At 42.2% G+C, this 20,886-nt stretch carries 19 protein-coding genes and 1 pseudogene; 11 read left to right on the top strand and 9 right to left on the bottom strand.

Features of this window, described 5'->3' with window-relative positions; genetic code table 11:
• Positions 1 to 27 precede the first annotated feature (27 nt).
• A pseudogene (locus tag LC605_RS04300) lies at positions 28 to 190 on the top strand (NAD(P)-binding protein); the annotation flags it as partial.
• Between the two features lie 126 nt (positions 191 to 316).
• On the opposite strand, the gene LC605_RS32800 reads toward LC605_RS04300, so the two are convergent.
• The gene (locus LC605_RS32800) at positions 317 to 448 is read right to left on the bottom strand and encodes a hypothetical protein (RefSeq protein WP_267868406.1); all 132 of its coding nucleotides are present in this window, start codon (positions 446 to 448) and stop codon (positions 317 to 319) included.
• Between the two features lie 54 nt (positions 449 to 502).
• On the opposite strand from LC605_RS32800, the gene LC605_RS04295 reads away from it, so the two are divergent.
• Complete coding sequence (locus tag LC605_RS04295; protein ID WP_229546334.1) at positions 503 to 904, top strand: VOC family protein; 402 nt, start codon at positions 503 to 505, stop codon at positions 902 to 904.
• A gap of 731 nt (positions 905 to 1,635) precedes the next feature.
• The gene (locus LC605_RS04290; RefSeq protein WP_229546333.1) at positions 1,636 to 2,553 is read left to right on the top strand and encodes a bestrophin family protein; all 918 of its coding nucleotides are present in this window, start codon (positions 1,636 to 1,638) and stop codon (positions 2,551 to 2,553) included.
• Positions 2,554 to 2,661: 108 nt separating this feature from the next.
• Here the strand turns inward: LC605_RS04290 and LC605_RS04285 are convergent, their stop codons facing one another.
• Positions 2,662 to 3,510: a M28 family peptidase gene (locus LC605_RS04285; protein ID WP_229546332.1), complete on the bottom strand. Its 849-nt coding sequence runs from the start codon at positions 3,508 to 3,510 to the stop codon at positions 2,662 to 2,664.
• 448 nt (positions 3,511 to 3,958) lie between these two features.
• On the opposite strand from LC605_RS04285, the gene dnaK reads away from it, so the two are divergent.
• From dnaK to LC605_RS04265, 4 genes are all read left to right on the top strand, one after another.
• Complete coding sequence (gene dnaK, locus LC605_RS04280) at positions 3,959 to 6,040, top strand: molecular chaperone DnaK (RefSeq protein ID WP_229546331.1); 2,082 nt, start codon at positions 3,959 to 3,961, stop codon at positions 6,038 to 6,040.
• A gap of 248 nt (positions 6,041 to 6,288) precedes the next feature.
• Complete coding sequence (locus LC605_RS04275) at positions 6,289 to 7,284, top strand: DnaJ C-terminal domain-containing protein (RefSeq protein WP_229546330.1); 996 nt, start codon at positions 6,289 to 6,291, stop codon at positions 7,282 to 7,284.
• A gap of 525 nt (positions 7,285 to 7,809) precedes the next feature.
• Complete coding sequence (locus tag LC605_RS04270) at positions 7,810 to 10,218, top strand: GH116 family glycosyl hydrolase (protein ID WP_229546329.1); 2,409 nt, start codon at positions 7,810 to 7,812, stop codon at positions 10,216 to 10,218.
• Between the two features lie 160 nt (positions 10,219 to 10,378).
• Positions 10,379 to 11,344 carry an acetamidase/formamidase family protein gene (locus LC605_RS04265; RefSeq protein WP_229546328.1) on the top strand — a complete coding sequence of 322 codons (966 nt, stop codon included), beginning with the start codon at positions 10,379 to 10,381 and terminating at the stop codon, positions 11,342 to 11,344.
• A gap of 448 nt (positions 11,345 to 11,792) precedes the next feature.
• On the opposite strand, the gene LC605_RS04260 is transcribed toward LC605_RS04265, so the two are convergent.
• The 3 genes from LC605_RS04260 to LC605_RS04250 all read right to left on the bottom strand — a co-directional run bounded on the left by LC605_RS04260 (position 11,793) and on the right by LC605_RS04250 (position 13,495).
• On the bottom strand, positions 11,793 to 12,092 hold the full coding sequence (locus LC605_RS04260; RefSeq protein WP_229546327.1) for a HigA family addiction module antitoxin: 300 nt from the start codon (positions 12,090 to 12,092) through the stop codon (positions 11,793 to 11,795).
• 9 nt (positions 12,093 to 12,101) lie between these two features.
• Positions 12,102 to 12,380: a type II toxin-antitoxin system RelE/ParE family toxin gene (locus LC605_RS04255; protein ID WP_229546326.1), complete on the bottom strand. Its 279-nt coding sequence runs from the start codon at positions 12,378 to 12,380 to the stop codon at positions 12,102 to 12,104.
• A gap of 536 nt (positions 12,381 to 12,916) precedes the next feature.
• A complete protein-coding gene (locus tag LC605_RS04250) occupies positions 12,917 to 13,495 on the bottom strand; it encodes an NADPH-dependent FMN reductase (protein WP_229546325.1) in 579 nt (192 codons plus the stop codon).
• Between the two features lie 334 nt (positions 13,496 to 13,829).
• On the opposite strand from LC605_RS04250, the gene LC605_RS04245 reads away from it, so the two are divergent.
• The 3 genes from LC605_RS04245 to LC605_RS04235 all read left to right on the top strand — a co-directional run bounded on the left by LC605_RS04245 (position 13,830) and on the right by LC605_RS04235 (position 16,252).
• Positions 13,830 to 14,576, top strand: a complete 747-nt coding sequence (locus LC605_RS04245) for an SDR family oxidoreductase (protein ID WP_229546358.1) — start codon at positions 13,830 to 13,832, stop codon at positions 14,574 to 14,576.
• A 6-nt stretch (positions 14,577 to 14,582) separates the two neighbouring features.
• The gene (locus LC605_RS04240) at positions 14,583 to 15,506 is read left to right on the top strand and encodes an SMP-30/gluconolactonase/LRE family protein (protein ID WP_229546324.1); all 924 of its coding nucleotides are present in this window, start codon (positions 14,583 to 14,585) and stop codon (positions 15,504 to 15,506) included.
• Between the two features lie 185 nt (positions 15,507 to 15,691).
• Positions 15,692 to 16,252 (top strand): antibiotic biosynthesis monooxygenase, encoded by a 561-nt coding sequence (locus tag LC605_RS04235; protein WP_229546357.1) that lies wholly within the window; start codon positions 15,692 to 15,694, stop codon positions 16,250 to 16,252.
• A gap of 14 nt (positions 16,253 to 16,266) precedes the next feature.
• Here the strand turns inward: LC605_RS04235 and LC605_RS04230 are convergent, their stop codons facing one another.
• From LC605_RS04230 to LC605_RS04220, 3 genes are read right to left on the bottom strand one after another with little or no spacing between them, the layout of a single operon-like run.
• On the bottom strand, positions 16,267 to 16,602 hold the full coding sequence (locus LC605_RS04230; protein ID WP_229546323.1) for a XisI protein: 336 nt from the start codon (positions 16,600 to 16,602) through the stop codon (positions 16,267 to 16,269).
• Positions 16,590 to 17,006, bottom strand: coding sequence for a XisH family protein (locus LC605_RS04225; RefSeq protein WP_229546322.1), 417 nt, complete (start codon positions 17,004 to 17,006; stop codon positions 16,590 to 16,592). Before LC605_RS04225 ends, LC605_RS04230 begins: the two co-directional genes overlap by 13 nt.
• A gap of 49 nt (positions 17,007 to 17,055) precedes the next feature.
• On the bottom strand, positions 17,056 to 17,661 hold the full coding sequence (locus tag LC605_RS04220; RefSeq protein ID WP_229546321.1) for a Uma2 family endonuclease: 606 nt from the start codon (positions 17,659 to 17,661) through the stop codon (positions 17,056 to 17,058).
• A gap of 111 nt (positions 17,662 to 17,772) precedes the next feature.
• On the opposite strand from LC605_RS04220, the gene LC605_RS04215 reads away from it, so the two are divergent.
• Positions 17,773 to 18,486, top strand: a complete 714-nt coding sequence (locus LC605_RS04215) for an SDR family oxidoreductase (protein ID WP_229546320.1) — start codon at positions 17,773 to 17,775, stop codon at positions 18,484 to 18,486.
• A 568-nt stretch (positions 18,487 to 19,054) separates the two neighbouring features.
• On the opposite strand, the gene LC605_RS04210 is transcribed toward LC605_RS04215, so the two are convergent.
• Positions 19,055 to 20,656 carry an NAD(P)H-quinone oxidoreductase subunit 4 gene (locus LC605_RS04210; RefSeq protein WP_229546319.1) on the bottom strand — a complete coding sequence of 534 codons (1,602 nt, stop codon included), beginning with the start codon at positions 20,654 to 20,656 and terminating at the stop codon, positions 19,055 to 19,057.
• Between the last annotated feature and the right edge of the window lie 230 nt (positions 20,657 to 20,886).

Genomic DNA, 20,886 nt, shown 5'->3' with positions numbered 1-20,886 from the left:
TAACCAATAACTAGGGACTATTGATTCATGACTGATATTGCAGTCATTGGTGCCGGAATAGCTTGTTTAGTCTACGCTTCAGATCAGACGCTTATCCCACACTGTAAGTCAAGCTGGATATTCGGTGCTAGTGGTAGAAAAGTCTCGTAGTTTTGGAGGAAGGCTGGCTACACGCCCCTTGCATGGAACTTGCGCTCATTAAAAAACTCCAGAAATGTTTGTGGCAAATCTGGAGTCAGGAAAGATACGCATTTACCTATATCAAATTTTCACTGTGAGATAATCCTACGTCATCAGGGTATACACTCAAATTCAGTTAAGGATTTCTGAAGACCAACTGCTGTGCTTCTGGTTTACACAACTTTTCTGCGATCGCTTTTCCAAAAAGAAACTCCAGATGCACACTGAAGGCATTCTGGAGTAGTAACAGGTTTCTAACATCAATCAATTTTTACCGATGCGATCGCCTAATGTCGTTAGGGTATATACTCAAATGTGTTTTATGTGTGTTCATCCGCAAATCGAGCAGCAAATTACCTTCTTTTCTACCGAAAATCTCAGTATATCTACAGAGTTTTACGAACAAAAACTAGGCTTAGAGTTATGGCTTGACCAAGGAAGCTGCCGAATTTATACTGTTAATGGTTGTGGATACTTAGGATTGTGTCAAGCAAGCGAAAGATTAACTCCTTCAGCCGATAAGCAATCAAGTGTCATTTTTACTTTACTAACACAGCAGGTGGATGAGTGGTTTGAATATCTCAAAGAACGTGGCATCGAATTTGAAAAGCCACCAGCACTAAATCAAAAGTACAACATCTACCACTGTTTTTTCCGCGATCCTGATGGTTATTTGATTGAAATTCAACGTTTCGAGACTAAGGAGAAAAAAAGACATAACTAAATAAGTTATGTCTAAACATTTATAGAGAGCAGGATTTGTACAGGTTAGAACTTTTTGATTTACTAGGATACCTGATACCGACTAATGGGGTTTAACCAGCATCGATAGGCATATATCTTTTCTTCTATAGATTTATCGGGGTGAGACGCGGAATTTATGCAACCGTTGAGAAACCTTTACATTTCTTTACAATTGCCATGTAGCGATCGCTTTTGACTTTTATATAATGTCCACTTAGTTGTTTATCATAAAAACTTTTTGTATTATTCCTAATCATAAGTATTAAACCGGAGTCGATATTGTATAACAGAAGTTAAAATACAATCATTGCCGCCAGCAGATCGTATTCTTTACTAAGAGGTTGTTTAAAAAGTGTTTTGCTCTGACTTTAGGCACTTTTAGATTCCCTCTAACTACCTTAAAAAAGGGAGAAATAAAATCAAACTCCCCCAATTTAGCGTGGTATTTAGAGGGATATAGAACTTTTAATACCGATAATAGGACTTTTGAAATATCCTCTAAAATTAGTTTTTAAAGTATCCCTGCCAATTGCACTATTTCTCTAGTTATAGCAGTCGCCAAAGTCGTTAGGACAGTTCGCCATAAATGCGTCTTCAACAGCGTATTTTGTGATTTTCTTGCTGTCCTAAGCTCCTTGTCCGTTGCTATATTACTTTTAAAATATCTGATGTTTAATGTATTAGGGTTACTAAATTTTGTAGGATGACTGCATGACAGCCAAAAAACTCACATGGACAAGCACGATATTACAAGTTAAAGGTTCGGTAATGAAAGTAATTTACAGACATATCTTATGGTGTGGAGCTTTCGGATTTTTGATTTCTCTACTTTACCATTTTGACGTACCTGTATCCCAACCTATTTTAGGAAATGTTATTCCTAGTATTGTTTTAGGTTTGTTACTTGTTTTTCGTACAAATACTGCTTATGAGCGATTTTGGGAAGGGAGGAAATGCTGGGGATCTATAGTAAATAATGTCCGAAATCTAGCGCGGCAAATTTGGGTATCAGTTGATGAAATTTCACCAGAAGATAAAGACAAGAAAATTACGGCATTAAACTTATTGGCAGCTTTTGCTGTAACAACTAAATTACATTTGCGGGGAGAAGCTGTCAATAGCGAGTTAGAAGACTTAATGCCGTCTACTAAATATATAAAACTCAAGATTATGAATAATCCTCCTATAGAGGTTGCCTTTTGGATAGAAGATTATTTACAGGAACAGTATCATCGGAATTGCCTTAATAGCTATCAGCTAACATCTATGCAAGAATTATTGAATAATCTTGTGGATAATTTAGGTGCTTGTGAACGTATTTTAAAAACGCCTATGCCGCTTGCTTATGCCATTCACCTGAAGCAATTGCTGATATTATATTGCTTTTTGCTACCGTTTCAAATAGTAGAAAGTCTCGGTTGGTGGACGGGTTTGATTGCTTCTTTAGTTGGTTTTACACTGTTTGGTATTGAAGCTATCGGCTTGGAAATAGAAAACCCTTTTGGTTATGATGCCAATGATTTACAATTAGATGCAATTTGCGAGACAATGAAACGCAATATAGACGATTTAATTACTTTGACTCCAAATACGCGATCATCGGAAGAAGAAAGTAATATAACCAATTGAAAAAAAATAAAAATATTAATTAATAAAAAACCATTGGCGATCGCGTAACTCAGTTTTGGTGCATAATCATAATATGAATTATCAAACTATAACCTATCTAATATCTTTTTATAACTGCCGAATTGCCATCTCTAAACCTTGACATACACCAGTAAGAAAATCTAAATCCAAAGTAGCAACGACATCGGTAGACTTGTGATAATGGGGATTTCGCAAGAATGCCGTATCTGTGACCATCATTGCCGGATAACCTAAATCCCAGAATGGTGCATGATCGCTAAGTCTAGTTTGGGGAACTATTAAACCTCGATTCGGCACGGGTAGCCATTGACTAGGTACGCCAGCTTTGCGAATATTACGGCTCATGCCAATTAAGTCAGGCAATGTCCGCAAATTGCCAATTAAAGCAATAAAATCTCCGGTATCTGGGTAGAAGCGTTCTAGAGGAGGGGGATAACTTTGGGAGCCATGTTTAGAATCCTTATAGCCCAGCATTTCTAGAGAGATCATTAAGCGCAACTGTTGTTTTTGTTGGTGCAACAGGGCTGCATAATCAGCACTACCCAGCAAGCCGTATTCTTCCATATCGAAAGCAATCAGTCTTAAAGGATATCTGACAGGTTCGGAAGCAAACTTTCTGGCTAATTCGAGCAACACCGCAACACCTGTAGCATTATCATCAGCCCCTGGTGTTCCCGGAACTCCATCATAATGAGCGCCAATTAAAATAGGTGGTAAATCCTTTTTTTCCCCTAGAGTTTGAGAAGGTATATTTAATATCAAGTTATTACAAGCTTTGCCTCTGACTTCAAAGGTGTGGATTTCCACACTCCCCCATTGGGAAAATTGCTCACGGATGTATTCTTGGACAAAAAAATGTCCAGCCGTTGCCATGTAAGGATCCCGTTCTCGCGCGATCGCACTGAGGGAGGTTTGTAATCGCTCTATTAAATTCAAATCTTTAAAATAAGTTAAGTCGGCAAGAATAAACCAAACTATATTACGAAACGTAAATAGACCTTAAACCCTTATAAATGACAAAGGACAAATGACAAATGACAGCCTTAGCCAGTTAGCTTTATTTGCGTCGCTCTACTTAGTGGCAATATTTAGAGTTTTCCGGCACTCAAAAAAGCAGAGGAAGTATTATTCAGGTGCATTTTCCTATTTGCAGATACCTTAAACAAAAATAGGCGGATAACTAGAATTGAGGCTGCTTAGGCACACCAACCATCTCAATGCTATCCTAGTCTTGCAACTATCTCCTCTAGCTGCACATCTCAGCTTACTGCCTTAATGATGAGTATTATACCATTGAGGTGTTTTCATCCTGTAGCACAAAGCTAGAGGTAGTCCCGCCCAATCATAATAAATATAGTAAGACACTTTAGGAGAAGAGTAACGCATGGGCAAGGTGGTCGGCATCGACTTGGGTACAACCAACTCAGTAGTCGCCGTTATGGAGGGTGGCAAGCCGGTGGTGATTGCCAATGCAGAAGGAATGCGAACAACCCCCTCCGTAGTTGGCTTTAGCAAAGAAGGTGAAAGGGTGGTTGGGCAAATGGCACGGCGACAAACCGTCCTCAATCCCCAAAATACCTTTTTTGCAGTTAAACGCTTCATTGGGCGCAAGTATGGCGAACTTAACCCAGATTCCAAACGTGTCCCCTACACCATCCGCAAAGATGAGGTAGGTAATATTAAAATTGCCTGTCCCCGTCTGAATAAAGATTTCGCCCCGGAAGAAATTTCGGCAATGGTGCTGAAGAAATTGGCAGACGATGCTAGTCGCTATTTGGGTGAACCAGTAACAGGGGCAGTTATTACAGTACCAGCTTACTTTAACGATTCTCAGCGCCAAGCAACGCGTGATGCTGGCAGAATTGCTGGTTTAGAAGTGTTGCGGATTCTCAATGAACCAACGGCTGCATCTTTGGCTTATGGATTAGATCGTGGTGACACGGAAACCATCTTAGTCTTTGACTTGGGCGGTGGTACTTTTGACGTGTCGATTTTAGATGTGGGCGATGGGATATTTGAAGTCAAGGCTACCAGTGGAGATACACAACTTGGTGGTAACGACTTTGACAAAATAATAGTAGATTGGTTAGCAGAGCAATTTCTGGAAACAGAAGAGGTAGACTTAAGACGCGATCGCCAAGCTTTGCAACGTCTCATGGAAGCTGCGGAAAAAGCCAAAATTGAGCTTTCTGCTGTTAGCGTCACTGATATTAACTTACCCTTCATCACCGCCACGGAAGATGGCCCCAAACATCTAGAAACTCGTTTAACTCGTTCCCAGTTTGAAGGTTTGTGTGGTGATTTGGTGGGGCGATTGCGGACACCAGTGAAACGCGCCCTCAAAGATGCCGGACTTTCACCTAGAGATATTGAAGAAGTGGTGTTAGTTGGCGGTTCTACACGGATGCCAATGGTGAAGCAGCTAGTGCGGGACTTAATTGGCACAGAACCTAACGAAAATGTCAATCCCGATGAAGTAGTAGGAGTGGGTGCAGCAATTCAAGCCGGAATTCTTGCAGGCGAACTCAAAGATGTGCTGCTTTTGGATGTCACACCCCTTTCTATGGGATTGGAAACCATCGGCGGTGTGATGAAAAAACTCATTCCCCGCAACACCACCATCCCAGTCCGCCGTTCTGACATTTTTTCCACGTCTGAAAATAACCAAAATACTGTAGAAATTCACGTAGTCCAAGGCGAACGGGAAATGGCAGCAAACAACAAGTCTTTAGGACGGTTCAAGCTGTATGGTATCCCGCCAGCGCCGCGAGGAATTCCCCAAGTTCAGGTGTCATTTGATATCGACGCTAACGGTATTTTACAGGTAACAGCCTTAGATAGAACCACTGGGCGAGAGCAGAGTATCACCATTCAAGGCGCTTCTACCTTGAACGAGTCAGAAGTGAATCGGATGATTCAAGATGCTCAAAAATATGCTGATGTCGATCGCGAACGGAAAGAAAGAGTAGAAAAACGGACTCGTTCTGAGGCGTTGATTTTCCAAGCAGAACGACAACTCAGAGAAGTAGCGCTGGAATTTGGTATGCAGTTTGCCCGAAACCGCCGCCAAAGAATTGATAATATTTGCCGACAGCTAAAAGAGAGTCTTAAGGAAAATAGCGATCGCGGTATTGATCAAGCCTACGCCGATTTACAAGATGCTCTCTATGAGCTAAATCGGGAAGTCCGCCAGACTTATGCTGAAGATGAAGATGATGACTTGCTTGGTACTATCCGTGACATCTTTACTGGCGGTGATAAAGAGAAAGAACGCGAATCTCCCAGAGATACATATCGAGAACGCGACTCATACAGTAAGGACTATGGCAAAGATTACGGTAAAGACTATGACAGAGACTATAGCCGAGACAGTCGTTCTTCCTCCTATGACAGCCGTCCTTCCCGCAAATCTCGTCCCAGCTACCAAGATAACTGGGATGATGAAGAAGACAATGATTGGTTGTAAGAAAAGTTAGGAGTGAGAAGTTAGAAGTGAGAAGTTAGGAGTGAGAAGTTAGGAGTGAGAAGTTAGGAGTTAAAAATTAAATCTTTCAACTCCTAACTCACAACTCACAACTCACAACTCCTAACTCCTAACTCATAACTCCTAACTCACAACTCACAACTCACAACTCCTAACTCCTAACTCCTAACTCCTAACTCCTAACTCCTAACTCATAACTACTAAGTAATTTAAAATTTAAATAACTAACTATGCAAAATTTGCCTAACTTTCGCGATTACTATGAGATTTTAGGAGTATCTAAAGACGCCTCTGGTGAGGAAGTTAAAAAGGTTTATCGGCGGTTAGCAAGGCAATATCACCCTGATCTTAATCCGGGGAACAAAGCATCTGAGGAAAAATTTAAGGATATTGGCGAGGCTTATGAAGTTCTTTCAGATCCAGCCAAGCGATCGCAGTACGACCAGTTTAGCCGCTACTGGAAGCAAAAAGGCTTTGCAGGCAACAAACAAACACCAAAGGCTAAAACTTGGCAGAGTAGTGCTAGCGATCGCAACGGCAATCAGGACGTAGATCCCAGCCAATTCTCCGACTTTGAGAGCTTTATTAATCAAGTGATCGGCGTCAAAAATCAGAATGGCACAACTAACTCCAGTAATGGCAATACTAGCGATCCGTTTCGTTCCCCCAGAACAAAAGTTGCCTACACCGTTAACACCCCACCTCGCACTACCCGTCGCGATATAGAAGCCAGATTAACGCTTCCACTAGAAAAAGCTTATCAAGGTGGTAATGAACGCATTCGTTTGGAAGATGGGCGATCGTTAGAGGTTAATATGCCTCCCGGTATGGTGACAGGTCAAACTATCCGTTTGCGGAACCAAGGCGTTGGTGGTGGCGACCTATACTTAAAAATTACCGTTGAACCTCATCCATTATTTAAGCTAGAAGGTTTAAATATCGTCTGCCAAGTCCCAGTTACTCCCAGTGAAGCAGTTTTAGGGGGACAGGTAGAAGCACCCACTCTTGATGGCCCTGTGAAAATGACCACCCCTCCCGGAGTTAGGTCTGGTCAAAAATTTCGACTAGGGAATAAAGGCTATCCCAGTGATGACGGTAAACGTGGCGATCAATTAGTAGAAATTCAAATAGTTACACCGAAAAATATTAGTCAAGAAGAACGGGAACTTTACGAAAAGTTACGGCAAATTGAAACCTTTAAACCACGTGCTGATTTAATACGTTAGGCATGAAATATAGCGGTTCTCGACAAGCGTGAGGTACAATCTTGACCTCTCTCCTAAAAGGCTACCGTCTATACACAAGTCGGCAGACCTCTCCCCAAACCCCTCTCCGACACGGAGAGGGGCTTTGAAGATTGACTCCCCAACCCTTCAAGGGTTGGGGCTGTTCTTGTTAGGTCTCAATGTAGTTCAGTTAAGGCTAAAACTCTTTGTCAAAGTCAATTTTGTTAACGTAGACGCTTTGGCTTGCCGCAGGCTACCGCAAAGGCCGCAAAGGACGCAAAGGAAGAGAAGACAGAAGGAAGAAATGCTTAACCCAAGTGTATTGGGTTAGGTCTGAGAGCGCTTTGAGCAAAATAAGTCACTTGTGTATACACCGTATCTCCTAAGTACGTTGGTGCAAAAAAAATTCAAGTATGTTACGAAACGTAAATAAGCTTAAAACCCTTACTAATGACAAATGACGAATGACAAATGACAGCCTTAGCCAGTTAACTTTAATTGCGCCAACCTACTTAACATTAAGCGATGACAAATCAACTCTCTCCAGAAATTCCCTCTTGCACTTGGAGCCGTCCCATCGGTTTAGGTTGGGACAAGCCTTATACTGTCCGCTACCCAAGTAATATCGATGATGGCCCTTGGCATGGTATGCCTTTAGGTGGCTTTGGTGCAGGTTGCATCGGTCGTTCTTCACAAGGAGACTTTAACCTGTGGCACATCGACGGCGGTGAGCATACCTTTAAAAGCGTTCCCATTTGTCAATTCAGCGTGTTTGAATCCAATAGCACATCTTCCAAAGCCTACGCTTTATCTACCCAAGGGCCCGATGATGGCACTCTCAAAGCTTGGCGGTGGTATCCGACACTTCTTGGCACAGAGGGGACGGGCAATTATCACGCGCTATATCCACGTAGCTGGTTTGTATATGAAAATGTATTTCAAGCACAGTTGACTTGTGAGCAGTTTTCACCAATCTGGGCAGGTAATTACCAAGAAACTAGCTACCCTGTGGCGATATTCCTCTGGAATGTCTACAACCCCACAGATGCAGCGATTACTCTCAGTATCATGCTCACCTGGCAAAATATGGTGGGCTGGTTTACAAACACTCTCAAATCTCCCCAAGTGAGGGTGCGCGATGATGGTAGTCCAGTCTATCAGTATCAACCACCCTGGGGCGAAAGTCAAGGAAACTACAACCAGATAGTTGAAAATACACAACAGTTTGGCTGTCTTTTCGGTCGGGTTGGTAGTGATCAACCTTTACAAGAAGGTGACGGAACTTGGTGTATTGCCACGCTGAAAAATCCCCAATTGGAAGTATTTCACCACAGCCGATGGAATCCGGAAGGAACGGGTGAGGAAATATGGGAAAGCTTTGCTCAAGATGGTTCTTTGCCTAATTATTTAAATGGGACTCCAGTAACAGATAATACACAAATAGGGGCGGCGATCGCACTCCGTTTCACTCTCCAACCAGGGGAAACTATCGACATTCCCTTTGTCGTCGCTTGGGATTTACCCATCACAGAATTTGCGGCTGGAGTTAACTATTACCGCAGATATACGGACTTTTTTGATAAAAGTGGCAATAATGCTTGGGCGATCGCATCCACTGCGCTACAAGAATACCAAACCTGGCGATCGCAAATTCAAACTTGGCAAAAACCCATTCTCGACCGGGAAGATTTACCCAACTGGTTTAAGATGGCTCTATTTAATGAGCTTTACGACCTCACCAGTGGCGGTACTCTCTGGAGTGCAGCATCAGAACTTGACCCCATCGGTCAGTTTGCGGTACTAGAGTGCTTAGATTATCGTTGGTATGAAAGTCTAGATGTGCGGTTATATGGCTCTTTTGCCCTGCTAATGCTGTTTCCAGAACTGGAAAAGTCGGTGATCCGGGCATTTGCACGGGCGATTCCTCAAGGTGATGATACTCCCCGAATAATTGGCTATTACATGACAATTAAGGCAGAAAGCCCGATTGCAGTTCGTAAAGTCGCCGGCGCAACACCCCACGATTTAGGCGCACCCAATGAACACGTTTGGCAGAAAACCAACTACACCAGCTATCAAGACTGCAATTTATGGAAAGATTTAGGTAGTGATTTTGTCTTGCAAGTATACCGTGATTTTTTGCTCACGGGTGCTGACGATGTGGAATTCTTGGCAGATTGTTGGAGTGCCATCGTTCAAACCCTCGACTACCTGAAAACTTTTGACCTTGATGGCGATGGGATTCCGGAAAATTCTGGTGCGCCTGACCAAACCTTTGATGATTGGCGGTTACAGGGTGTCAGTGCATATTGTGGGGGGTTGTGGTTGGCGGCGCTAGAGGCTGCGATCGCCATCAGCGATATTTTATTAACTTACCAGAGAGGCAACACAACAGAGTTGGCGGCGCAAAAATCCACTTATGAAACTTGGTTACAACAATCTCTAGCTATTTACCAAGAAAAACTTTGGAATGGGCAATATTACAAACTTGATAGCGAAAGTGGTTCTGATGTGGTCATGGCGGATCAATTGTGCGGACAATTTTACGCCCGTCTCCTGGACTTACCCGATATTGTCCCAAGCGATCGCGCCCTTTCTGCCCTAAAAACTGTTTATGATGCGTGCTTTTTGAAATTCTGCAATGGTGAGTTTGGTGCTGCTAATGGTGTTCGTCCCGACGGTTCACCAGAAAATCCCGAAGCTACTCATCCCCTAGAAGTTTGGACGGGAATAAACTTTGGGCTGGCAGCTTTTTTGGTGCAGATGGGAATGAAAGATGAAGCGTTGAGATTGACGCAAGCTGTAGTGCAGCAAATTTATGACAATGGTCTGCAATTTCGCACCCCTGAAGCTATCACTGCAACTGGTACTTTCCGCGCTAGCACTTACCTTCGGCCAATGGCGATTTGGGGAATTTACTTAGTTATTAATTGATTAACGATCAAAGTGATTCCCCTGTTGTAAGTACGTTGGTGCGAAAAAACTCAAGTATGTTACGAAACGTAAATAAGCTTAAAACCTTTACTAATGACAAATGACCAATGACCAATGACAGCCTTAGCCAGTTAACTTTAATTGCGCCAACTTATTTAATATGACTCATTACATTTTAAAAGCATCAAAAGAAACTGTGCATCTAGGTGGTTTTTCCCATCTATTAGAACCAGCACTAACTATTGATTCTGGCGATACCATTGATGTAGAAACTTATACTGGTTACTACGTTTACGACAAAGCACCACCAGAGTTTCTCACACCAGAACTGCTCGATATCTGCCAAAATCTTTTACCAGAACGTAAAATTGCCGGGGGGCCGCATTTACTCACAGGGCCAATTTACGTGCGTGATGCCGAACCAGGGGATGCTTTAGAAGTACAATTAGATGCGATCGCACCTAGTTTACCTGTCGGCTTCAATGCCATTCGTACAGGTTGGGGAGCTTTACCACATCAGTTTCCTCAACCTGCTTTGAGATTCATTCCTCTAGATTTAGTAAACAATATCGCCGAATTTCCGGCGGGTACTGGCATAAAAATTCCCCTCAAACCGTTTTTTGGAATTCTTGGTGTCGCTACTCCAGAAACCTCTCGAACTTCTATTCCGCCAGGTTCTTACGGCGGTAATATCGACAACCGGGAATTACAAGCTGGTTCTCGTTTATTTTTGCCAATTTTCGTACCAGGTGCATTATTTTCTATTGGTGATGGGCATTCTGCACAAGGAGACGGTGAAGTAAATGTCACCGCCATTGAAACTTCTATGAATGGTAGAATTACCCTCAAACTTCGCAAAGATTTACAACTGACAACACCAATTGCCGAAACTCCAACTGATATCATTACAATGGGCTTTGCCCAAACTTTAGATGAAGCCTTAGAACTGGCTTTAAAAAACATGATTGATTTTCTGGAACGCTTCATGAATTTGTCGCCAGAAGACGCTTATGTCTTATGCAGTTTAGCTGTAAATTTTCACATTACTCAAGTTGTGAACAGTCCCCAAAAAGGTGTGCATGGAATGCTAGCCAAATCAATTTTGTCCAAGAATATTAATTTATAATTTGTGAGAATTGAAATGCTCAAATTCACGATTACTTGCCACAAAACTGAGGTTTAGATTGTGCCTGTGCTGTTGGTTGAATAACTAAAGACGTAACTGTAACTGCACAAATCAAAAATGATTTGATAATTTTCATTTGATTTTTTCTGTAGTAAAAGCTTTCTCAAGTTTTGCACGTAGTATTTAGCGCTACCTCGGTAATCGTGATGAATTCTTTAAATTTAGGACTTACGCAAGTGTCACAAAAAATAAAAGCTTTTAGTTTGTAGTAAGGGCTTCAGCCCTGATGAAAGAGGACTAAAGTCCTCACTACAAACTAAAAATAATATGCCAGTTGCGTAAGTCCTAAAATTCAACAAAAAAATCCTCTAAGTGACTTACAGAATTTAGTAGTGGTGGTAATGGCTTTTGGTCAATTCCTAAAAGCTTAAACACGACTGGGCGCTAATCAGCAAGCTTGTAAATTTATGGGTGCTATATCTTTCCAAGACTCGGATTCATTAGCAGCGCACCAAAGATCATATTTTTGTTGAAGATTTAACCAAAGTTCAGGAGTAGTTTGCAAGGCGGTAGCCAAACGAAGCGCCATATTAGGCGTAACACTTGCTTGCTCGTTAACTATCTCAGATACAGTTTTACGAGACACATTAAGAATATCAGCAAAGTCAGTAATTGTGATATTTAGCGGTTCCAAGTACTGACGCTTGATTAATCCGCCAGGATGTCTAGGTTTTCTTTTTGTGATCATCGTTAACTTCTAATGATAGTCTTCGTAATTTACGTCGTAAGCATCTCTATCTTGAAAAGTAAAAGTTATCCGCCAATTTTTTGTAACAGTAACAGACCACTCCCCTTTCCTGTCTCCTTGTAATTGGTGCAGTCCAGATCCAGGGTATTGCATATCTTTGATTTCGGCGGCTGCATCAAGCCTGTCAAGTATATCTAAAAGCTTGTCTGCTTGCGCTGGCTGAACTCCACTCCTATCATCGTCTTCAAAAAGTTTTTTAATCCCCTTGTGTTTAAAGGTCTTTATCACCCTAAAATAGTAACCCTTGGGGTTACACGTGTCAACTGTAAATATTATGTTAAGGCGAATACTGTTTACAGCAACAGACCTAACCCGGATTTCTCACAACATTTCTCAAAGCCTTATAAAAACTAGGTTTTTACGTTTCGTGCGATCGCAAATCTTTGCCTACTAAAACGGCTGAAACATAGTCTGGATAACGCCTATGTTGAATGTGACCGCATGGCTTGTGAGAAATGCTCTCTTAGAGAGCATTTATAAAATAAACCTTAAATTGTCGGGTGCGTTAAAGCTCTCGTGTACGGCACCTGGAGATATGGTGCCCTGCGGCTAAATTAGACTTTCTCAAACCCTCAAATTCCTACACAGCCGTAACACACCTTACTTAATATTTACTTTATAAATAGGCTCTAAGATGCTGACATAGAAACTGCTACTATTACCAGGTCAAGGTTGAAGGTAACGGGAGGTAGTAGCCACGCTTTCATACCCCAAAATCTGTATTTAATGATAAGTGTTCGTTATTCACTGAATACCTGAATAATTTAATTGAGCTTCAGCAATATTTTTGTTAAGTCATTGCCTAACATTTCAATAGATTCTTGCTGTTTAGGATCTTTTAATGTGCCATCAGGATGGAAGGCTTCGTAAGCTTTGGGTACAGCTACCTGGTCGGGAAGTACCAAAACTTTGATATTTCCCAAAATAGACCGCAGGTGAACCAATCCCCGCAAACCACCAAGAGCGCCTGGGGAAGCGCTCATAATGGTAGCGACTTTACCTGCAAAAGCAGCCAATGGTGCTTCATTTGGAGATGGACGAGATGCCCAGTCGATGGCGTTCTTCAAAACTGCTGTGAGTGAACTGTTATATTCAGGCGAAGCAATCAGCAATCCTTGATGAGAAATTAACAAGTCCTTAAAAGTATGGGCGTTAGCAGGTAGTCCTTCTTGAGCTTCCAAATCTTCATCAAACAGAGGTAAGGGCAAATCGCGGAGGTCTAGATAAGTCACTTCTGCGCCTGCTGTCTTAGCGCCAGCCGCCGCGATTTTTACCAATTTTTTGTTGTAAGAATCTATACGGGTGCTGCCAGCAAAGGCAAGAATTTTGGGTGTAGATGCCATAGTTAGAGGTTGAATGGGGAAGCATTGGACTGTCCAGCTGCATTATCCTGTTTCAGGCGATCGCTATTTACTACCTTTAGATTTTCTTTACAACCTTTCTCTCAGATTATGGCGAATTGGTCAAACTATTAAGCACTTTGAATTACTGCGATTAATGCCAGAGTTGATTTCACCGTGGCGAAAAACTCGCAATCATCAGATTTTCGTCCCGTTTCTTAACTTTGAACCAATGTTAGACCGTTCACTGTTAGAAATTCGTCAAGAGTTTGACCTTTTACCTTTGATCAGAGTATCTCAGTACAGTAAAATCAAAAGCAGTTTCAAGGTCATAAAAATGACGACTCAAAAAAGGATTGCTGTGGTAACAGGCAGTAATCGAGGGCTAGGATATGCTATTTCCCGTCAATTATCCCAAATTGGCAACCGCGTAATTCTGACGAGTCGTAATGAAACAGATGGTCTTGCTGCTAAACAGCAGCTTATCAATGAAGGGCTTGATGTTGACTATCACACGCTGGATGTCACCAATGATGGAAGTGTGCGACAGTTTACAGAGTGGCTGCGTGAAACTTACGACAAGGTAGATATTCTGGTCAATAATGCAGGCGTAAATCCTACAACTAAGCCGGAGGAGTCCAGCTTACTAACTGTGCAACTGGAAACGATGCGCTCGACTTTTGAAACCAATGTTTTAGCGGTACTCAGAATTTCTCAAGCATTAATTCCGTTGATGAAAGTGGAAAACTACGGTCGCATTGTCAATATCTCAACGGAAATGGCATCTCTGGTATCAGTTTCCACTGACTACTACCCTTTAGCGCCCTCCTATCGACTCTCGAAGGTGGGAGTGAATGGACTAACCGTGATTCTCGCTAAGGAACTCCAAGGTACTAATATTCTCGTAAATGCCTATTCTCCTGGTTGGATGAAGACTGACATGGGGGGAGATGATGCTCCGTTCACGGCAGAAGAAGGAGCGCAAACGGCTGTCTATTTAGCAACACTTCCCGATGGAGGAGCGCAAGGACAGTTTTTTGCAGAGATGCGAAAGTTTGGTGGCCCTATTCAATTACAATGGTAGATTAATATGGAAAATTCCGCAGGTTTACCGCCTATTTACGTAGATAAACCGATTGAATTAGCACCTTCCAAAGTTATTGCGTCGTTCCCGGTCAATACTTTTTTGGAAAATCTAGCCATTGCACCAGATGGCACAATCTTTGTAACTAATCACGAAGTTGGCCAAATTGTTCGCATTAGTCCAGATGGCAATCAGCAAATTCATGCCACTGTTGAAGGCAAGGTGAGTGGTCTTGCTTTGACTGCTAACGGGGGTTTGGTCGCAGCCGGATGGAATGCTGATTCTATACCAGTGGTTTCTTTAATTGCCCGTGAGGGTAAAGTAGAAACCTTGTTGACATTGCCAGATGCGATATTTCTCAATGGCATGACTCCGCTTTCTAACACTCAGTATTTGGCAGCAGATTCTTATCGGGGTGCAATTTGGCTGATTGATGTCGCTCAACGCCGTGGGTCAATTTGGCTAGAACATCCAATGCTGGCTCGTAGCAATTCAGAAAATGTCATTCCGGCGGCTAATGGTTTGAAGCGTTTTGGTGATTTCCTCTACGTTTCCAATACAGAAAAGATGTTGCTGTTGCGGATTCCCGTTGATACCGCAGATAAACCAGGTGAGCCGGAAATCTTTGTTGAGCAAACTAATATTGATGACTTCGCCTTTGATGTGGAAGGCAACCTTTATGGAGCGACGCACATATACAACAGTGTAGTGCGAATTGCCAGCGATCGCACTACTACTATTATTGCTCAAGCCGAGTCAGGTGTAATTGGCAGCACAGCCGTGGCTTTTGGTCAAAGTGATGGCGATTGCACTGCAATTTATGTTGTTACCAATGGTGGAATGTTTTTACCTCCACCCACAGGTGTTGTTCCTGCTAATGTTGTTCGCCTTGAGGTTGGGAAAGCTGGATATCCCTTAGATATCTGGTGAAATTAAATATGCGTTACCCACGACCCTTGTAGAGACGTAGCACTGCTACGTCAAAACAATTCTTTTTGGGAGATATCTCTTGGATTGACAGTGACTCAACCATGCTACGGTTAGTGACATACTCCCACAATGACTGCAAGCAGTACAGTGTGGGCTTCTGTGCGACTCCCGGTATCCCGATGGAAATGGAACAGGACGATCAATTTGTAACCGTAGTCATTACGCAAGTTGTCAAATCAGGATGCGAAACTGCTTACGAAACTTGGTTGAAAGGTATTACCAGGGTTTCTAGAACCTATATAGGTCATCTGGGAACAAATGTGATTCGTCCGCAGCTTGGGGTACGAAAGGAATATGTGATCATCTTCCGGTTCGACGGTTATGACAATTTAAAGGCGTGGATGACATCGCGCGATCGCGAATATTGGCTAAATCAAGGTAAACATTTGGTTGAATCTGACCCTGATATTCAACAAATCAGTGGATTAGAAGCTTGGTTTTCTCTTCCCAGTCAACCACTGAAAACTCCACCGCGCTATAAAACAGCCTTGCTAACTTGGGGAGCCGTATTTGTGTTGATTAATTTGTTGAATACATTTATAACACCCCTACTTCGTGGTTTACCGCCCTTGATTATTTCGTTAATTATTACCATTACAATGGTTTTGCTGTTGACTTATGTTGTCATGCCTAGAGTGAGCCGTTTATTTAGCTTCTGGCTATATCCTAAATCACGAAAAGTTTAGCGATTGAAATGACTTTAACCAACAGCAAACTCGGTAAATTGTCGTTTAAAGGGGGAATGAAAAGCCAAAACGATGTCTTTTTTTGGTATACCTCGACTAATAAGTTCATTGGCGATACCTCCTTCAGTACCATCGTGTTGAATCCAAATTTTTTCGTTTTTAATATCGAGATGTAAAACACAACCATATACGCGGCGCTTATTTGACCATCCTGCGTGAACAACTTGGTAGCGATCGCGTTCTCGATCAAAAATAACTTCTGCTTCGACTTCTTCGTTGCTGGCTTTGATTTCGCTGTAAGCTAGCAAGAGTTCTTGAATCAGTTGACGGTACTCTTCTACTTTTGCCATTTTACAATCGCCTCCTCTTCTGGGTCGAAAACAATCAGCCTAACTTCGTAGCGTTGGATTAATAAGCGTGGCAATTCTAAGTTGAAAAAAGAACGATAAATGTCTAAAGGAACTGCTAAATATAAAAGTCTCTCAGGTTGTTCTTCTTCAAGTGCTAGTTCATATTTGAGATACTGTCCTAGAGCAGTACTAAATTCAGTTGTAGTAGATGGAGCAACAAAACTTTTAACTTCAACCGCAATTTTTTCTTGATTTCGTTCAGCTGCTAAAATTTTCTCTGCACCAAGGTCGATGTACATATCCAAACCACCAAAACGCAGGAAAAGCGGGTCATTAGTGATGAGCCAACTCTCTTTCTCTAAAGCGTATCTGACTGCATCATGGAATATGTCTTTCGCCGCCATAGATTTCTAGCATTTTTATTTTGTGATGCTTTGAGTGTAACTGTTTCAACTACCAAATCTGACTTAAATCTAAAACAAACCCAGGTAGCAACGGTTCACCATAAAGTGTCTTAGGGTTATCTAATTCCTCAACCGCAATATTAGGACGATAAATAAAAACTCGGCGTTGTTTTCTATCAATTAACCAACCAAGTTGTGTCCCATTATCAATATACTCTTGCATCTTATCTTGCAAAATTCGCAAGTTATCGCTCTCAGAACGCAATTCAATCACAAACTCAGGACAAATCGGCGCAAATTTTTTTCGCAGTTCTGGTTGTATCGCCTCCCAGCGATCGCCTTTTATCCACGCTGCATCAGGAGAACGCACCGCACCATTAGGTAAAGTAAATCCCCCACTGGAACCAAACCCTACACCTGTACCATCTTGCTTTGTCCAAATACCCAACTGAACAATAATATCAAAATTATGTTGATCTGTTTCGGAACCAGTAGGAGGCATAATCATTAATTCTCCAGCAGCATTACGTTCGATGCGAAAGTCCCGGTTTAGCTGGCAAAATTCGTAAAACTGATCGTTGGTCATGGCGATCGCAGGTTGCAATTGCAAAACCATTGGTATAATTTCTGTGGCTACAGATAAGTTGGTGGTCATAATTGCTTTTTGGCTACTTCACCTATCTTGATTATAATCCCTTCACACTCTAGGGCAGAATGTGGGTTAACTCATGAAAATCTCTGAAAGTCATCGAGTAAAATTACTTATATGAATATTGATAAAGTAGTAATTATTACGGCTGCTAGTCGAGGGATTGGCGCAGGTTGTGCGCGAGAGTTAGCAGCGCGGGGTTATAGGGTTTCACTGATGGCGCGATCGCCTGATATTCTGGATTTAGCAAATGAGTTGGGCGGTATTGCTACTCAAGGATCAATTACCAATTTTCAAGACTTACAACGATTAGTAGAGACAACTTTAGCTCAATTCGGTCGTATTGATGCAGTGGTAAATAGTTTTGGAGATCCACCCCGACCAGATTTGCTATCTATTTCTGATGAAATGTGGATAGAAAACTTTGAAATGCTGTTTTTGAGTGTTGTCCGCATTGCCAAACTAGTTACAGAAGCAATGCGATATTCGGGAGGCGGTGTCATCGTCAATATTTCCGCTTGTGACTCCCATGAACCAGAATTAGGGACACCCTTTAGTGGTACTCTCCGCGCTGCAATGGAAGGATTTACAAAACTTTATGCCAAGCGTTACAAAGCAGATAAAATTCGTATGGTTTCCGTAGCGCCTTTTTTTGTAGCAGATTCAATGGCAGAGTTAGAGGGATGGAATGTGCCTTCTGATTTGATGCTTGGTCGTCCTACTACCTATGCAGAGTTTGCTAAAATAATTGCTTTTCTAATTTCTGATGATGCCAAGTTTATTACAGGCACAACTCTCAAGGTGGATGAAGCCTATTCTGCTGCTATTTAGTTTTATTTGTAGGTCGGAGAATACAAGCGATGCCTATGGCGGGCTACGCCTACGCACCTGATTACCTCTCCAAAATGCCAAAATTTTAGGGGTGGTTTCGTCAGGGCGATTTCATTCTCATCTAGCCCGCCTCAGAATGAATTCACCTCTCTTATAGCGAAAGTAGTCTTTAGACCAATACGGTTCACAAAAGGGCTGAAACTCTTTTTTTTACGAACCACAGAGGCGCAAAGAACACAGAGAGAAGAGAGAAGGAGGAAATGCTTAACCCAAGTGTATTGGTCTAAAGACGACTGAGAAAAGATTATAGTCCGTTTTAACGGACTTTAGCTATGAGCCCGGAACTGAAGTTCCGGGTGGTTTATGTCTAGAATGAAATAGCCCTGGTGGTTACAAAACCACCCCTTTATTCCCCTCATATTTAGAATTTAGTTGCAGCACCCTTAATGGTAAGTTAATTTACTCAGAAATATTAATTGAATAGGACTTACGCAATAACTCTCTGAAACTCTTATTCCTTTGTGTCCTTTGCGTCCTTTGCGGTTCGTTTTTCATTATTTTGCGTAAGTCATGTTGAACTTTCAACTTGAGAAGTAGCCAATGTTGGTGCAGAGAAAATCCGCGAGTACAGACTTGACGGTTGTTGATGAGCAACAACTGGTAGAACTTGACGAGCATGAGCGGCTAATTCTACTGCCTTCACATCATAAGTCTGCGTTGCCAATTTGGGATAAAATCCGATTCCGATGATTGGTAGCAGCAAACAAGCGGTAATAAATATTTCGCGGGGTTTGACATCAGATATTACAGCATCCAAGTGCAACTCTTGACTTTGCTCACCGTAGAACACTTGACGCAGCATCGACAGTAAATAAATTGGTGTCAAAATCACGCCAACTGCTGACAGCAGCACAACTACAACTTTGAAGCTGGAACTGTAAACATCACTGGTGGCGATACCCAGAAATACCATCAACTCACCCGCAAAACCACTCATTCCGGGTAAGGCGAGAGAAGCCATTGAACCAATGGTAAATAGAGCAAAGGTTTTGGGCATTACCTTGGCCATACCGCCCATTTGATCCATCATCAAGGTGTGGGTGCGATCGTAAGTCACGCCAGAGAGGAAGAATAAGCTAGCAGCAATCAAGCCGTGAGAAACCATCTGTAGCACTGCACCACTGATACCTAGTTCTGTGTAGGAAGCAATGCCAATCAGCACAAAGCCCATGTGGGCAATTGAAGAGTAAGCCAAGCGGCGTTTGAGATTGGTTTGAGCGAAGGCACAGCAAGCACCGTAGACAATGTTAACTACACCCAAAATTGCCAGCACTGGGGCAAAAGTCACATGGGCATTGGGCAACATTTCTACATTGAAGCGGATGAGAGCATAACCACCCATTTTTAACAATACACCAGCCAAAATCATTGAACCTGGTGCTGATGCTTCTCCGTGGGCATCAGGTAGCCAAGTGTGTAAGGGGAAAATTGGTAACTTTACTCCGAAGGCAATTAAGAAACCTGCATAAACCAACAATTCCAAAGTTTTGGGGTATTCTTTCATTCCCAGAGTCGCCATGTCGAAGGTGACGGTATCTCCAGAGAAGGCAAGTGCAAAACCGGCAATCAAGATAAATATTGAGGCGGCGGCGGTGTAAATAATGAATTTGGTAGCCGCATAACGGCGGTTTTGTCCTCCCCAAATGGAAATCAGCAGGTAAACCGGCACTAACTCGATTTCCCACATTAGGAAGAATAGCAGCAAGTCCTGGGCGACAAATACGCCAAGTTGAGCGCTGTACATCGCTAGCATCAAACCATAAAATAATCGCGGCTTGGTGGTAACTTTCCAAGCCGCGAATATTGCGAGGGTATTTATTAAGCCTGTTAGAAGCAGCAAGGGCATCGATAAACCATCAACCCCCACCGCCCAATGCAAACCTAATTGCGGTATCCAAGGATAGTTTTCTACAAGTTGGAGTGTTGAACTATGAAAGTCGTAGTTATACCAAAAGGCATAAATCATCAGTGCAAAATCGGCAAAAGCAACTCCCAGACTATACCAGCGGACAGTTCTACCTTCTTTGTCTGGGATTAGGGGGATGGCTAAGGCAGCCACCAAGGGTAAGAGGATTATGGCTGTTAGCCAGGGAAATTCAATAGCATTCATCACTTCTGACAATCAATTTGACTTCTCGCTCTTAGTGTCATTATATTAAGGAATTTTTAGTTTTGTAAACATTCTTTAACCCTATAATATTAAATTTTTGCCATAGACAGGAATATATACTCATCGGATTTTGCCGACTCAATTCTAAATGTAAAGTTTTGCAACGTAAACAAAAAACGTGAGAAGGTCAAAATACTGTCACATTTTATGGTTAAGCCCAATTTTCTACG

Origin of the sequence: Nostoc sp. CHAB 5836 (assembly GCF_020829445.1) — a bacterium.
Taxonomy (GTDB): Bacteria; Cyanobacteriota; Cyanobacteriia; order Cyanobacteriales; family Nostocaceae; genus Nostoc.
The sequence above is the reverse complement of the archived record's forward strand: the minus strand, read 5'-3'. Positions and strand labels throughout refer to the sequence as shown.

Coding starts and splice junctions, on each gene's coding strand:
- LC605_RS04235 (WP_229546357.1), top strand. CDS start 15,692: ATGGAACAGGACGATCAATTTGTAACCGTAGTCATTACGCAAGTTGTC.
- LC605_RS04260 (WP_229546327.1), bottom strand. CDS start 12,092: ATGATCACAAAAAGAAAACCTAGACATCCTGGCGGATTAATCAAGCGT.
- LC605_RS04295 (WP_229546334.1), top strand. CDS start 503: ATGTGTGTTCATCCGCAAATCGAGCAGCAAATTACCTTCTTTTCTACC.
- LC605_RS04225 (WP_229546322.1), bottom strand. CDS start 17,006: ATGGCGGCGAAAGACATATTCCATGATGCAGTCAGATACGCTTTAGAG.
- LC605_RS04275 (WP_229546330.1), top strand. CDS start 6,289: ATGCAAAATTTGCCTAACTTTCGCGATTACTATGAGATTTTAGGAGTA.
- LC605_RS04270 (WP_229546329.1), top strand. CDS start 7,810: ATGACAAATCAACTCTCTCCAGAAATTCCCTCTTGCACTTGGAGCCGT.
- LC605_RS04210 (WP_229546319.1), bottom strand. CDS start 20,656: ATGAATGCTATTGAATTTCCCTGGCTAACAGCCATAATCCTCTTACCC.
- LC605_RS04230 (WP_229546323.1), bottom strand. CDS start 16,602: ATGGCAAAAGTAGAAGAGTACCGTCAACTGATTCAAGAACTCTTGCTA.
- dnaK (WP_229546331.1), top strand. CDS start 3,959: ATGGGCAAGGTGGTCGGCATCGACTTGGGTACAACCAACTCAGTAGTC.
- LC605_RS04245 (WP_229546358.1), top strand. CDS start 13,830: ATGACGACTCAAAAAAGGATTGCTGTGGTAACAGGCAGTAATCGAGGG.
- LC605_RS04240 (WP_229546324.1), top strand. CDS start 14,583: ATGGAAAATTCCGCAGGTTTACCGCCTATTTACGTAGATAAACCGATT.
- LC605_RS04220 (WP_229546321.1), bottom strand. CDS start 17,661: ATGACCACCAACTTATCTGTAGCCACAGAAATTATACCAATGGTTTTG.
- LC605_RS04250 (WP_229546325.1), bottom strand. CDS start 13,495: ATGGCATCTACACCCAAAATTCTTGCCTTTGCTGGCAGCACCCGTATA.
- LC605_RS04215 (WP_229546320.1), top strand. CDS start 17,773: ATGAATATTGATAAAGTAGTAATTATTACGGCTGCTAGTCGAGGGATT.
- LC605_RS04290 (WP_229546333.1), top strand. CDS start 1,636: ATGACAGCCAAAAAACTCACATGGACAAGCACGATATTACAAGTTAAA.
- LC605_RS04265 (WP_229546328.1), top strand. CDS start 10,379: ATGACTCATTACATTTTAAAAGCATCAAAAGAAACTGTGCATCTAGGT.